The organism is Haliscomenobacter sp. (assembly GCF_965225875.1).
Lineage (GTDB): Bacteria > Bacteroidota > Bacteroidia > Chitinophagales > Saprospiraceae > Haliscomenobacter.
In genome coordinates this window covers 3,954,727-3,969,665 of the sequence record NZ_CBDDBS010000002.1, presented here as the reverse complement: position 1 = coordinate 3,969,665, position 14,939 = coordinate 3,954,727, and the positions used below count along the sequence as shown (strand labels likewise).

Below are 14,939 nucleotides of genomic sequence, written 5' to 3'. Positions count from 1 at the left end.
TCTTGGAAAAAGTGCCATCAATAGCTAGAATTTTTCCAAAAAATTGCCTCCAAAATTAAACAAATAATTGATTATGTCCAAATTTGTAAATAATTAATTACTTCTGGTGCGTGTGGCTTCAATTCATTCAAGAGTTCTCCAATCTGGTGGCTACGGTCTTTTTCGCCCCGGTGGGCATTAAAGTAATCCTGGAGCCGGCGCTGGAGGGTGTTTTTATCAATGATTTCTTCCTTGTATTGCGCGATTGAGGTGTACCAGAGCAGGGCGGGCACATAGTCGGGACGGGTTTCGTAGCCTTTTTCCAAATCCAGCAAGCGGTATTTGGTGGTTACCCGAATCATCTTTTGAAACTTGCGCTGGCTCAGCAAAGCACCCATGTAAGCCGTAAAAAAGGTGTGCCAGCGGTATTGCAAAACTTCTTTTTCGTAAGCCGAAAGAAAGGTTTCCGCATAACTCTCGGCATTGCGCAATAGCTGGTTTTGCAACAAACACTTGATGTAAAAAGCCACAAAGCCCACCTTGTTGTAAAAATTCTGACTACTTTTCATTTCCGGTGCAGCGTTGCGCATCATGGTCAGGGCTTCCTGGGGTTTGTTTCCGCGCAGCAGTACCGCACCGAGGTTGTTGACGTAAAAGAGGTAGTCGTGGGTTTTACCCCGAATGGACAGGTAGCCGTAGTGAATCGCCTTGTCAAACTCCCGCAAACGCGCGTGCAGCAACATCCGCAAGTGGTAATAATTGAGCAAAATCCGTTTGGAATAAAACTTGCCTTCACCAAAAATGCGATCGAGGTAAGCAAATTTTTCGCCCAATAAATCCAGTTTGCGGTAGTTGAAGCTGATAAAAGTGAGGCGGACAAAAGCCATGTAACGGGTATAACCTTCCAGCGTCTCATCGTAAAAAATGCGGGTCAACCACTTTTCCCACTGGATGGATTCGGCGGAGTTTTCGGAGTACTGCTTGACGATGTCGAGGGTAGCCTGGTGGAATTGCTCCGAAATCCGCTTGCTGTTGGCATAAGCTTCCTGGTAGGTTTCCAGGAATTTGTGCACAGTTTGGTGGTCGGCATACCGCATGCGGATCAACAAAAAATGGCGGTATTGCTGGACCAGTTCATAAAACTTGGTGAAAAAAAAGCCCGGATGCTGGTACTGCCGGATTTCGCGCAGCAAGGTTTTTTCCTCTTCCGCCTCAATGGCATCGGTGGTGATTTGCCGCTCCAGGGTACTCATCCATTCAAAGTGAGCATCGACGTCCAGTTCAGTAAGGCGTTGTTGTACCCAGTTTTTGAGGTGGGAATACTTGCGTTTGTCGATGTTGGGATCGTAGGGGGTAAATTGGTTGATGTGCTGGCAATTGTAATCCACCCGTTCCAAAATACCAAGCTTCACCTGATCGGCCAATTGCTGCACGCCCAGCAGGTAGTGCGTTTCGTGCGGCAGCAGGGTATTGGCGAAATTGGTGAAGATTTGCAGTTTGTTGCGCATAGCAATCAATTGTTCACAATAGTACAAAATTCCCGTAGGGGCGACCCTATGTGGTTGCCCCTACGAGGAAAAAACATAAAACCTGGGGCGATTGTAGGGGCAACCACGTAGGGTCGACCACGTAGGGGCAACCACGTAGGGTCGCCACTACAGTACCAATCCCCCATCCACCGACAGGGTTACCCCATTGATGAACGAGGCCTCATCCGATGCCAAAAACAAATACGCATTCGCCACGTCCTCCGGCATGCCCATTCTGCCCACGGGGGTGCGGCTTTCCAAATCCGCCAGGTATTCTGCTGGAATGGTTTCGACCATTTCGGTTTTGATGAAACCCGGGGCAATTGCATTCACGGTGATGCCTTTACGGCCAAGTTCCCTGGCCCACACTTTGGTCATACCAATCACGCCAGCTTTAGCGGCCACATAATTGGTTTGGCCAAAATTGCCGTACAAGGCCACCACCGAAGCAGCGTTGACGATGCGGCCATAATTGCGTTCGCTCATGTAGCCACTCACCACTTTCGTGCAATAAAACACCCCACTAAGATTGACATCAATGACCTGCTGCCATTGCAAGGGCGACATTTTTTTCAAAGAAGAATCCCGCGTAATCCCCGCGTTGTTGATCAGGATGTCGATTTGCCCAAAATCCTGCACAACGGCGTCGGCTCCCGCTTGTACCGCATCCATGTCAGCAGTGTTGATTTTATAAAACTTGCAGGCCATGCCCTGGCCAGCCCATTCTGTCGCAAGAGCTTTGCCGCTGGCTTCATTGATGTCCCAGATGGCGACAGTGGCACCTTCTTGCAAAAAGCGCAGGGCGGTAGCTTTACCAATTCCGTTGGCGCCGCCGGTGACGATGGCAACCTTTCCTTGTAGTCTGTTCATTGATGGGTATTTTTGAATGCAGCAGAGATCCAAAATCCCATCCCGAAAGTTTCAGACTTTCGGGATGGTCGGGCAAAGCGAGATTTTTCGATACACGTAATATCCTGCGTTGCTTGAACTCCTCGAAAGTCTAAAACTTTCGAGGAGGGGTTTTAGATTTGTGCTAACTATTTGGTATTGAGAAATATTTGCATCGATTTTACAACGGTTTTGGCTCCATCCCAAAGCACAAAGTGACCGCATTGTGGCACCATCACCAATTGGCTTTGGGGTAGTTGTTCTTGCCCTTGTTTGGCAACCGCTTCGACACTGAGTTTGGGATGTAAAATCCGATTCGGGATCAACAAATCGTCATTGCCGTAGAAGACCAGTGTCGGTGTTTTGATTTCAGCCAGACGATCAAAAACGGGTTGCTGCAACATCCCTTGCACACATTTGGGAATCATGTTGCAATATTTGTCAAATTCTGCGGTTTCCCGCATCAGCAGGCGATCCTCGTACATAAAACGGGCGTCAGCAGGCATTTTTGCCCCGTAGAAATTGACGTCAAAGTTCCGTTCAATCTGGGCTACCGGAGTCGCCTTAAACACTGCTGGCGTGACGTATTGGGTAAACCAGGCACGATCGGCCTCTGTAAAGGTTTCGAATCCAGCTGGTGCCAATAAGACCAGTTTTTGCAACCACTGGGGTTGACGCAAAGCCAGGGTTAAGCTGATTTGCCCGCCCATCGAATGCCCCACCAAACTGACCTTGCGCAGTTTGAGCTTTTTGACGAAGGCCTCGATACAATCGGCAAAAAAAGCCATGTCGTAGCTCCAATCCCCCCGCCCCGATTTGCCATAACCCGGCAAGTCCAGCACAATACAACGGTAATCCTGGCGCAGTTCTTCCACCACTTTTTTCCAGGCAGGCAGGTAACTGCCCAGGCCGTGGATAAAGATTAGCGTCGTTTTGCCTTTGCCTTTATCAGCATAAGCTACGCTAACCTGATTGGGTAAGGTTATTTTTTTGACCGCAAAGGGGTATCGGATGTCTTCCATACTTTTGACTTGCGTTTGGCTGTACACAAAAAATGGCATGATGCAGGTGAACCAAACCATCACAGCGCTTCGTGAATTCATTTTCTCGGAACTTTGTATTATTTTATTTGGCAAAAAATCATGGCCGAAAAATAATTAATTGTAATTGAGGTAGATGATGTTTGGCTTGTTTTGAAAAATACAAATCAAGGTTGACTTAAAGCCATTTTTATACATACTTTTCAAAATGGGCGAGAAAAAACATTGTAAAACCCTAATTGTTAATTTTTTACAAAAATCAAAACCAATCAGATTAATGAATGATTTGCTACTTGACTTTTCTTTTTACCTTCACCTTGAGCAGAGTGTACGCACTGGAAAAATGGCTTTGTACTTAAAAGTTTATTTTTCCCATTGTTTTCATTTTCAGCGCAATATGTATTTTTAGGGCAAATCCCCCAAAAAGCCCTTTACTCGCGAAACCATAACTGAGTCAAGCTTGACTTTAAAACACCAATAACACTGTTTTTCAGTTATTTAGAATACATTTTATTCTCCTGTTTGCAAAAAGTCAACCTCCCTGAGTTTTTTGATCCTACATCCAGCACATCAATCTCCTTCTAATTTTAATCCCGAAATCATTCATTACCATCAGGGACTTGGTTGAAAGTATATTTTGTCCAATAGCCTGTTCACCATTCATCATTCTAATTCATGCAAAACGCACTCGTTATGAAAAAAGCCTATACGCTCTTGTCGTTGCTGTGCGCGGCGCTGTTTACCTGCATCAGCCTGCAAGCTCAAAATGGAACCATCAAGGGGACAGTAAAAGATGCCGAATCAGGCGAAGCGTTGGTGGGAGCCAACGTAGTCATTGCCGGTACCAGCCAGGGCGCTGCCACCGACGCCAGTGGAATGTACACCATTGCCGATGTTAAACCCGGGGAATACGCCCTGGAAGTTACTTACACGGGTTTCCAAAACTTCAAAAAAATCATCGTCGTAAAAGCTGGCCAAACTACCACAGCTGACTTTTCGATGGGAGCAGCAGTGTTGCTTGGACAAGAGGTGGTTGTTTCTGCTTCGCGCAAAGCCGAAAAGCTGACCAATGCTCCCGCCACCATCACGGTGATCAATTCCAAAGCCATCAGCGAGTTGCCTTCTTTTAACGTAGCCGAATTATTGGGCAGACAAAGAGGGGTGGACTATGTTCGTTCGGGTGTGCTCGGCGTGGGCATCAACGCCCGCGGCTTCAACAGTGCATTTAATCCCAAAAACTTACAGTTGAACGACAACCGTTTGACTACCCTCATTGCTACGGGCTTACCCTTGGGTGCGTTGAGTACTACCGTGAAGGAAGATGTAGAGCGGATAGAAGTCATCCTCGGCCCTTCTTCCGCGCTTTACGGCCCCAACGCCCACAACGGCTTGTTGAACACCATCACCAAAGACCCACGCACTTCCCAAGGAACAACCATAGCAGTGGGAGTAGGCAACCAAAATGTATTGAGCACTAGGTTCCGCCATGCCAGTAAATTGGGCGATAAATTTGCCTTCAAAGTGAGTGCTGAATATTTGAAAGGAACCGAGTTTGACTACACCGATACCGTTTATTACAACAACACTGCCTTTGACAATAAACTCTTTGGTGGCGCGGGTAATGGCTCTAAAATCATCCGGCATAAATCTGCAGAGTTGGAACTGAACCGCGATTTCAGCTCCCTGCGCGGCGAGGCGGGCCTTTATTACTCTCCTACCAGCAAGTCAGACATCATCTTGTCCTACGGCCATAGCACGAGCAACAACATCGGGATTACCAATGCTGGCCGCAACCAAATCAAGGATTGGCAGATCAATTGGTTCCAGTTGCGGTATGTATCGCCACGGTTCTTCGTTCAGGCTTATCAGACCTACTCTAAAACCGAGGATACTTACGCCATGAATCAGCGTACCCAAAACTACTGGTCGTTCAAAGATGCGGGTTTTAGCGAAGAAGAATCTCGTCGTCGTTCTTTTGGTGAGCAGTGGTTCGGCATCAGCCCAACGGTGGGCGTGCCACTCAATCGCAACTCCGTTTTTAAAGACAACTCCAACCGCACGAATGCCGAAGCCCAATACAACAACAGTGTAGCAGGTTTCGACTTCATCCTGGGAGTGCAATACCAGCAAGATCGAGCCAACTCCAAAGGAACCTACCTGCTGGACGGTGGCGAAAACATTGAGGTTGCCCAGGTTGGTGGTTACCTGCAAGTCGAGCGCAAATTTGGCGAACACCTTAAGGCCGTAGCTGCTGCCCGTTTTGACAACCACGAATTGTACGGCTTCAACTTCATTCCCAAGGCCGCATTGGTGTATTACAACGACGCCAGTTCTTTCCGCCTGACCTATGGCCGCGGGATCGCTGCGCCAACCATCCTGAACCTGGAAGCCAACATTTTTGGTGGGGTATTGCTGGGCAATAGTGTGGGTTACACCTTGTCTGACGGCACCAAAATTCCGGGTTTGAAAGTAGAAACCATTCAAACTGTGGAAGTGGGTTACAAAAGCACCCTTGGAGAGCGTCTGTTTGTAGATGCGAACGCCTACTACAATACTTCCGAAAACTTCCTCAGTCCATCCATCAACATTGCTACCGGGGGCCGCACGGTGACCCACCGGGGTGATGTGCCCATGAGTCAAGTGGTACCAGGCACTCCGGCTGCTGGCTCAGCCTTGGTCTTGACCTATCTGAACTTTGGTAAGGTTGCCACTTACGGTGCCGATGTATCGTTCAATTACAGCGTTGCAGCGGGATTGTTGGCCACTTTGAATTACTCCTGGTTCAACTACGACCTGGACAACTCCGATACCGCCAACGATGGCAACCGCGATGGCAAAGTGAACGAAAACGACTTGCCCATCAATACACCTACACACAAGTTAGGCCTTGGCCTGAATTACTCCAAAGGCAAGTTTTTCACCAGCTTATTTGGTCGCTGGGTACAAGCTTATGACTTTTTCTCCGGCATCAACGTGGCTGCCAAAACCAATCCAGACTTGATTTACGCAGGTTCACCCGTGTACGAAAACCGTCAGGTTGGTCGCAACTTCAACTTTGGTCCGCTCGGTGGATTTTTCAACGTGGACCTGAGCGCAGGTTACCGTTTTGGCAAACTCACGGTAGCTGCGCAGGCAGTGAACCTATTTGATTCCGAAGTACGGGAGTTTGTGGCTTCGCCAGCGATTGGTCGCTTGCTGTCTTTGGAAGTGAAAGTTGATCTACCGAAAAAATAAGGAGCGTTGAGGAGGTTGAGAAGTTGAGGAGTTGAGAAGTTGAGGGTCGTCTGCGTCCAAGTCGCTGCGGCAGCTTCAACTTCTCAACTTCTCAACCTCCTCAACCCCTCAACTTTCTTCTTTCAAACCTCTCGATAATGCGCAACGCCCGCATCATTTCTACCGGCGCTTATGCCCCGGAGCGTGTTGTTACCAATCAATATTTCAACGACCTATTGGGTGAAGACGTAGCCACCTGGTTGAGCGAGAATGTACACATCCACGAGCGCCGCTGGTGTGCTCCGGATGAGAGTACCGCCGACCTATGTGTAGCTGCAGCCCAACAAGCCCTGGAGCGCGCCTCCCTCAAACCCGAACAATTAGACCTGATTCTCATTGCTACTGATACCCCGGAATTTGTTTCGCCCTCCACAGCAGCAGTAGTACAAGCCCGTTTGGGAGCCAGCAATGCCGGTACTTTTGACATCAACACGGCCTGTGCCGGCTTCGTTACCGCACTGGACATTGGGGTCAAGTACATCCGTGCCGATGAACATTACCAACATATCCTGGTGATTGGGGCTTATGCCATGAGCAAGTACCTCAATTTAGAAGACAAAAAAACCGTTACCCTTTTTGCAGACGGGGCGGGCGCCGTTGTGCTCCGGGCCGATAATGACGAACAAGTCGGCTATTTGGGCAGTCAACTCATTTCGCAGGGGCAATACCACGGATGGATGGGTATTTATGCCGGCGGTGCTCGTCACCCGATTAGTGATGCGATTGTGGCCAACCATGATCACCAACTGAAGTTCATTCAAAAATTCCCCAAAACCCTCAATCCGAATATGTGGTCCCAAATGGCCCAAACACTTTGTGATCGGATTGGGGTGACCCCACAGGATGTAGCCCAGTATTTCATCACCCAAATCAACATCAATTCGATTTGGGATACCCTGGACTTGCTGGAAGTGCCCCGCGACCGGGCTCATACCATCATGCACCACTACGGCTATACGGGTTCGGCCTGTATTCCCATGGCATTTAACGATGCGGCAGAAAAAGGCAAAACCAAAGCGGGAGATTTGGTATTTTTCATCGGCTCGGGTGGAGGATTGGCTTTTGCTTCGGCAGCATTTAGACTTTAAGCAACAACAATGAAGGATTGGTTCAGCAAATGGGCACTCTACAGCCCGGATGAAATTGCGGTAAAAGAATGGGAAACAGGCCGTACCCTTAACTACGGTGTGCTCAATAAAATGGCCAATCGCCTGGCGTGGTACCTAACACAGGACTTGGGTTTACATTTGGGCGATCGAGTGGCGGTGTTGGCGGATAGTTGCCTGGAATACATTGTCTTATTTGCCACTGCGCAAAAAACGGGTCTGGTACTGGTGCCGCTCAACTACCGACTGAGTGCACCGGAAATTGATTATTTGCTGCAAGATTCAGCCCCAAGATTGGTTCTGGCAGAAACAAAATACCAGTCCTTGTTGGATGCAGCGCCAACAACGCCAAATATCGAACAACACTGGAATATTGAGGGCTTAGGCCTTTGGTTGGAAGCCGCAGCAGGCCAGTCCGAATGGCCCTATACCCCTGTTTTTTTGGACGATGATCATCCGATTTTTATCCTGTATACCTCAGGTACCACGGGGTTCCCCAAAGGTGCCTTGTACACCCACAAGATGTTGTTTTGGAACAGCATCAATACAGCCATGAGTCTGGTAATCAACTCCCATAGCCGTACGGTAGTGTGTATGCCGCCTTTTCACACCGGAGGCTGGAATGTGCTTACCACCCCGCTCTTACACCACGGCGGCTATGTGTGTTTGATGAAAAAATTCGATGCGGAAGAAGTGCTCAAAGCTTTGAAGGAAGAGAATCCGAGCATATTTATGGGGGTGCCGACCATGTTGAAGATGATTGCCGATTGTGAAGGTTTTACCGAGTCAGATCTGTCCAGTTTGTACTACATCATCGTGGGTGGAGAACCTATGCCCATTCCACTCATCGAAACCTGGCACGACAAAGGGGTGTACATTCGCCAAGGCTTTGGCATGACCGAAGTGGGTCCGAATCTTTTTTCCCTGCACCACCGCGATGCCATGCGCAAAAAAGGCTCCATTGGCCGCCCCAATTTTTACGTGGACATCAAAATTGTGGATGAAACCGGCGAGGAAGTTCCAGTCAATACCCCCGGCGAACTCCTCTTGCGCGGCCCGATGACCACACCTGGCTACTGGGGCAATCCCAAGGCTACTGCCAGTTCCATCCGCGAGGGCTGGTTTTACAGCGGCGACATGATCCGGCAAGATGAAGAAGGCTACATTTATGTGGTAGACCGCATCAAAAACATGTTCATTTCGGGTGGTGAAAACGTGTATCCGGCGGAGATCGAACGGGTGCTGGTGGCTCATCCGCAAGTGTCAGGCGCAGCGGTGATTGGGGTGAAGGATGAAAAATGGGGTGAGGTGGGCAAGGCGTTTGTTACCCTGGAAGAAGGGCATTCGCTGAATGAGGTGGAGCTTAAAAACTGGTGCGTGCAGCACTTGGCGAAGTTCAAGGTGCCGAAGTATGTTGAGTTTTTGGAGGTATTGCCGGTGAGTGCAACGGGGAAAATTGATAAGAAGGTGTTGCGGTAAGAGATTTTATTTCTCCAAAATCCGTCTCAACTCCGCCAAGTTCAGCTCCTCCTCAAAAACCGCCTTTACTTCAATGGCAAAACCCTCGACAACTTTTGACCGAATCGGGCCTTCGCTCAATTTGAGGTGCAGTTTGTACACTTCGCCATCTAAAAAATATTGTTCAATGGTTTCGTCTTGAGGATCAATGATCCAGTATTCTGCCACACCATGAGCGGCGTAATCGTTAAATTTGATGCCTCGGTCCCGATGCTCAGTTCCATCAGAGAGTACTTCTACCACAAAATCCGGGGCCGGATATTTCCAATGCCCTTTTTTGAAATGAGCGGCTTTTTCAACCCCGAAAAAGACGACATCTGGTTCGTAATCATTGCGGGTCAGCGCAGTTAACACCTTCTCGTAACCGACGTAGCCCAATGCGTGGATGCGCACATAAGTGTCCAGAATTTTGTACAAGAACCCCGTAGCATCGGTGTGTTCCTTTTTGACTGGCGAATGAACAATGATTTCCCCATTGATGAATTCCACTTTCATGTCATCATCAATGTCGTGGTAGAACTTTTCCCGCCTTTTTTTCTCTTCCTCCAAGGCAATCATGAGCCGATTGGCCAACAGTGGAGCACTGGGGCTTTCCAGAATAGCCGCAATTTGATGTTCTTCGGATGCGAGAAGCATTAGGTTGAAAATTTTGTTCAAAATAAATCATTTCAATACAAAAAACAATAGGGGCTTTGTTCAATGCAACAAAGCCCCTGTATTTTATATATCTCTGAATCAACTTTTCTCACTCACTCCTTAACGACTTCACCGGATTCGCCGTAGCCGCCCGTACACTTTGCACACTCACCGTCAAAAAAGCGATCAAAAGCGACAAGAAGCCTGCCAGTACAAATACCCACCATTGAATTTCGATCCGGAAAGCAAAAGCATTAAGCCAGTTTTGCATGAAATACCAGGCAACAGGTGCTGCAAAAACCAGAGAAATAAGCACCAAGCCCAAAAAGTCGCGCGACAACAAGCGCACAATACTGCCTACAGAAGCACCCAGGACCTTGCGCACCCCAATCTCTTTGGTTCGCCGCTCAGCGGTAAAGGCAGCCAAACCAAACAAGCCCAAACAAGCAATCAGAATCGACAGGCAAGAAAAAACCAATACTACCATCGCGGTACGGTGTTCGCGGCGGTAGAGGGTGTCCAGGTGCTCATCCAGGAACACGTAGTCGAAAGCCGAACTAGGTAAGATCTGGTCAAACACCTTTTGAATTTGTTGCATGCTGCCTTTGAGGTCTTTGGTATTCAGCCGGACCAGGCTATACGATTTTGCCTCCGAAGGAGAGTTGTGAAAAGCATATCCATTAATGGGTTGGTGCAAATCCTGGAAATGGAAGTTGTCCATTACCCCAACAATTTCGGCGCGGTCGTATCCAAATAAATTGGTTGCTTTTTTGCCAATGGCTTCCTCCGGAGTATAGCCTAAAAAGTCAGAAACCATTTTATTCACCACTACTTTTACCGTGGTATCTCCAGGCACACGATCCATCATTGGAGCAGGATTGCCTGCCAGGAGTTTGATCCCCAATACCTTTAAAACATTGTTATCGGCGTGATTGGTACCTACCGGAAATGTTTCCTCCAGATTACTGGGGCGGGAAACCATACGGCCACTAGCTCCTGCTCCAGGAAAACTCTGCGCCTGACAAACATCCAACACCGCGCCAATTGACTTACAAGCATTGCTGAAGGTGGCAACCTGAGCGGGGTCTTGAGCTCCAGCCATGTTGATGGCGACCACTTGTTCGGGGTTGTACCCCAGATTTTGCTGTTGAATAAAATTGAGTTGTTGGTAAAAAAGTACGGTGCAAATCATCAGCATGATCGAGGCCGAAAATTGCACAATGACCAATGAGCGGCGCAAAAGCCCGCCCGATGATTTTTGTTGAAAAGTGGCCTGCAAGAGGTTTTTGGGGTTGAACGCGGACAAAAGCAGTGCTGGATAAGCCCCTGCCAGGAGTACCACCACGGCCCAAAGCCCTAGTAACCCCAGTAAAACCTGGGGAGAAAGAATGGCTTTAAAGTCAAATTGTTTTCCTGAAATCTGGTTGAATAAAGGCAAAAAAAGCAGCACCAAAGTCAGTGCTATGCCCAATGCCAAAGCAGCCAAAACAGCAGTTTCCAGGTAAAACCGCCCAGCCAATTGGGCTCTGGTGGCCCCCACTGCCTTGGTGATACCCACCTCTCTGAATCGTTGTTGCGCGCGGGCGGTGGCCAGGTTCATGTAATTGATGCAGGCAATCACCAGGATGACGATGGCCAAAATGATGAGAATACGCACCTGCTGGGGGTCACCACTTCTTTCGGTATAGCTATCGCTTATTTCGGCAGAATGAAGGTGAACCTCTTTCAGCGCTTGTAGTGCAAATTTTTGCCATTGCCGATCTTTGGGAACGTATTTATCCAAAACATCGGCCATTTGTTTTTCAATTGTGCGTGGATTGGCCTTGGCGTTGAGCAAAAAATAGGTTTCAAAACTGGAATTGTCCCAGGTCAAAGCCCGAAACATCCGACCTACCGTAGGAAATGAACCAATGATTGCTGCATCCAGGGTGGAATTGAGCGGAAAATCCTCGTATACGCCAGTCACCTCAAGGATCAGGCTATTTTCGATTTTGATGGTTTGGCTGACCGCCTCCATACCGGGAAAATAACGCTCAGCCACCGATTTGCTCAAAATCACTTTATTCGGACCGTTCAATGCGGTATTAGGGTCGCCAGCCAAAAATTTCAGGTCAAAAATTTCCATCAACGACGAGTCCGCCCAAAAGAAATTTTCCTGACTGAATTTATTCCCATTGGCATTGATCATGGCTTTTTCGCCGTAGTTGAACTCCCACATGCGCATTTGTGCCTCAATGCCCGGGATTTCATTTTTCATCACCGGCCCGACACTATTCGGTACAGTCGCCCAGGTTTCTTCCCCGTCGCCATAATCCACTTTGGCCAGGCTCCGATAAATCCGGTCATACTTCGAATGATAGCGATCAAAAGACAACTCCTCCTTTACAAACACCAGCAACAACAGGGCTACAGCAATGCCTAGTGCCAGCCCCATCAGGTTCAACCCGCTGAACAATTTATTTTTCATCAGATTGCGAATGGCGATTTTCAGGTAGTTTGTAAACATCAAGCAGTTTTTTGGAAATTGGAAGCAAGAATAAGACTAAAAATCCATAGTATTATTCGCTGCGCAGCGATTTGATCGGATCAACCGTAGCCGCCCGAACACTCTGCATGCTCACCGTCAGAAATGCGATCAGCATAGCACCAGCACCGGCCACTATAAAGACCCACCATTCTATGTTGATGCGGTAAGCAAATTCCTTCAGCCAGCCATTCATAAAGTACCAGGCCACAGGCGAAGCGATGACTACCGATACCAACACCAAACGCAAGAAGTCGCGGGAAAGCAATTGTATGATACTGCCGATGGACGCGCCCAGAACCTTGCGTACCCCAATTTCTTTGGTGCGTTGCTCGGCAGTGAAGGCAGCCAAACCAAACAAGCCCAGGCAGGCAATCAAAATGGCCAGGCAGGAAAACACCATTACCACGGAGGCCGTCCGCTGCTCACGGCGGTACAAGGTATCCAAGTGATCATCCAGAAAAACATAGTCGAAGGCCGAAGTGGGCAAGCTCTGATTGAACAGGGCCTCGATTTGTTTCATGCTTTGGGGCAAATCCTGGGTTTGCAACTTGATCAAGGTATAAGTGCGTGGTTCGGTGTTGGCGTTGTGGAAGGCATAGCCCCCGATGGGTTGGTGAAAGTTGTCGAAATGAAAGTTGTCCATCACCCCTACGATTTCAGCATTGTCAAACAAGTTCGGTGCTTTTTTGCCAATCGCTTCTTCCGGAGTGTAGCCCAAAAAGTCGGCAACAAATTTATTGACCACCACTTGAACTGTGGTGTCTTTTGGGTCCTTTTCGGCAGCAGGAATGGATCTTCCAGCCAGCAATTTAATGTCCAGCACATCCAGAATTTCTGCATTCGCGTGGTTGGTGGTGACCGGGATGGTTTGGGTCTCCCTATTGGGTGGTGAAATGCTGCGGCCACTCCCCCCTTCCCCGGGGAAAGTTTGGGCGCGCGTCACTTCCTGTACACTGCTCAAGGCTTTGCAGGCATTGTTAAAACCATTGACCTGATCCCTGGTCTCGGCAGCCGCCATGTTGATGGCCACCACCTGATCGGGCTTATAACCCAGGTTGCGTTGCTGGATGTAGTTGAGCTGCTGGTAAAATAAAACTGTGCAGATAATCAGAATAATCGAGGCAGAAAACTGTACGACTACCAGGGAGCGCCGCAATACTCCCGCAGATGACTTTTGGCGGAAAGCAGTTTGTAACAAATGTTTCGGGTTAAAAGAAGACAACATCAAAGCCGGATAAGAACCAGCGATCAGGGTAACGATGGTACCGATGGCCAACAAACCCAACAAAACCGCCGGGGTGAGCACATCCAAAACCCCAAAACGTTTGCCCGCCAAATCATTAAAAACGGGCAGAATTCCTAGCATCAGAGCCACTCCCAACACCAGAGCGATAGCCACCATCAGTGCCGTCTCCAGGTAAAAACGCCGTGCCAATTGCATGCGGGTAGCCCCTACTGTTTTGGTGATGCCAACCTCGCGGAAACGCTGCTGTGAACGGGCGGTAGCCAGGTTCATGTAGTTGATGCAGGCAATCACCAGGATCACGATGGCCAAGATGATGAGTATACGCACCTGTTGAGGGTCGCCAATCCGATCGCTATAGGAGTGTCCGATGGTCGCTGAATGAAGGTGAACGTCCGTCATGGCTTGCAGCCGGAATTTCATCCAGCGGTTATCTTTGGCGACATTTTTTTCGTAAATTTTGTTGAATTGCGCTTCCAGTTTCCGGGGATCTGCCCCTGGGCTCAGCAAAAAGAAGGTTTCAAAACTGGCGTTGCTCCAGCTCAGATTGCTCACCGTCCAGGCAACGCTGGGAAAGGAGCCAATCACTTCAGCATCCAGCGTCGAATTTTGTGGGAAATCTGCGTACACCCCGGTTACTTCCAGTTCCAGCGAATTGTCAATTTTGATCAATCGACCAATCGGATCTTGTCCGGGAAAATATTTTCCCGCTACCGATTTGCTCAGGATCACTTTTTTTGGCCCATTCAGCGCAGTGGCGGGATTGCCATCCAATAGTTCAAGGTCAAAAATTTTAAAAATGGTCGAATCCGCCCAGGCAAAGTTTTTTTGTACAAACTTGCGTTCGCCAGCACTGACAAAAGCGGGATCTCCGAAATTGTGCTCCCACATGCGCATTTGCTCCTCGACACCGGCCACTTCACTTTTCATCGTAGGGCCTACAATATTGGGATAACTTGACCAACTTTCATTGATCTCTCCAAAAGTCACATCTACAATGCCTCGATAAATGCGCTCCACTTTGGTGTGAAACCGATCAAAAGACACTTCATCCTGTACATACACCAACAGCAATAAAGCTACGGCAATGCCCAGGGCCAGCCCCAATAAATTCAAACTGGTGAAGAGTTTGTTCTTCATCAGGTTGCGGATAGCTATTTTTAGGTAATTCGTCAGCATAGGAGTGTATTTGGGAAATAA

The 14,939-nt window shown here is 48.5% G+C and carries 9 protein-coding genes; 3 read left to right on the top strand and 6 right to left on the bottom strand.

All coding sequences use genetic code 11. The annotated features are described in order from the left end of the window. Window positions 1-71: 71 nt before the first annotated feature. From ACO08K_RS18160 to ACO08K_RS18150, 3 genes are all read right to left on the bottom strand, one after another. Window positions 72-1,487 (bottom strand): hypothetical protein, encoded by a 1,416-nt coding sequence (locus tag ACO08K_RS18160; protein ID WP_421797829.1) that lies wholly within the window; start codon window positions 1,485-1,487, stop codon window positions 72-74. Between the two features lie 147 nt (window positions 1,488-1,634). Further along, window positions 1,635-2,378 (bottom strand): beta-ketoacyl-ACP reductase, encoded by a 744-nt coding sequence (locus ACO08K_RS18155; RefSeq protein WP_421797828.1) that lies wholly within the window; start codon window positions 2,376-2,378, stop codon window positions 1,635-1,637. Window positions 2,379-2,545: 167 nt separating this feature from the next. Beyond that, the gene (locus tag ACO08K_RS18150; RefSeq protein WP_421797827.1) at window positions 2,546-3,499 is read right to left on the bottom strand and encodes an alpha/beta fold hydrolase; all 954 of its coding nucleotides are present in this window, start codon (window positions 3,497-3,499) and stop codon (window positions 2,546-2,548) included. A gap of 630 nt (window positions 3,500-4,129) precedes the next feature. Between ACO08K_RS18150 and ACO08K_RS18145 the strand changes: the two genes are divergently transcribed. The 3 genes from ACO08K_RS18145 (at window position 4,130) to ACO08K_RS18135 (ending at window position 9,294) form a co-directional block, all read left to right on the top strand. After that, window positions 4,130-6,670, top strand: a complete 2,541-nt coding sequence (locus ACO08K_RS18145; protein ID WP_421797826.1) for a TonB-dependent receptor — start codon at window positions 4,130-4,132, stop codon at window positions 6,668-6,670. Between the two features lie 137 nt (window positions 6,671-6,807). After that, window positions 6,808-7,797 carry a 3-oxoacyl-ACP synthase III family protein gene (locus ACO08K_RS18140; protein WP_421797825.1) on the top strand — a complete coding sequence of 330 codons (990 nt, stop codon included), beginning with the start codon at window positions 6,808-6,810 and terminating at the stop codon, window positions 7,795-7,797. Window positions 7,798-7,806: 9 nt separating this feature from the next. Beyond that, window positions 7,807-9,294, top strand: a complete 1,488-nt coding sequence (locus ACO08K_RS18135) for a class I adenylate-forming enzyme family protein (RefSeq protein WP_421797824.1) — start codon at window positions 7,807-7,809, stop codon at window positions 9,292-9,294. Window positions 9,295-9,300: 6 nt separating this feature from the next. Here ACO08K_RS18135 and ACO08K_RS18130 read toward each other — a convergent pair whose 3' ends face one another. The 3 genes from ACO08K_RS18130 to ACO08K_RS18120 all read right to left on the bottom strand — a co-directional run bounded on the left by ACO08K_RS18130 (window position 9,301) and on the right by ACO08K_RS18120 (window position 14,918). Continuing rightward, complete coding sequence (locus ACO08K_RS18130; protein ID WP_421797823.1) at window positions 9,301-9,969, bottom strand: Uma2 family endonuclease; 669 nt, start codon at window positions 9,967-9,969, stop codon at window positions 9,301-9,303. A 109-nt stretch (window positions 9,970-10,078) separates the two neighbouring features. Continuing rightward, the gene (locus tag ACO08K_RS18125; RefSeq protein WP_421797822.1) at window positions 10,079-12,475 is read right to left on the bottom strand and encodes an ABC transporter permease; all 2,397 of its coding nucleotides are present in this window, start codon (window positions 12,473-12,475) and stop codon (window positions 10,079-10,081) included. Window positions 12,476-12,527: 52 nt separating this feature from the next. Then, window positions 12,528-14,918 (bottom strand): ABC transporter permease, encoded by a 2,391-nt coding sequence (locus ACO08K_RS18120; RefSeq protein WP_421797821.1) that lies wholly within the window; start codon window positions 14,916-14,918, stop codon window positions 12,528-12,530. Window positions 14,919-14,939 lie beyond the last annotated feature (21 nt).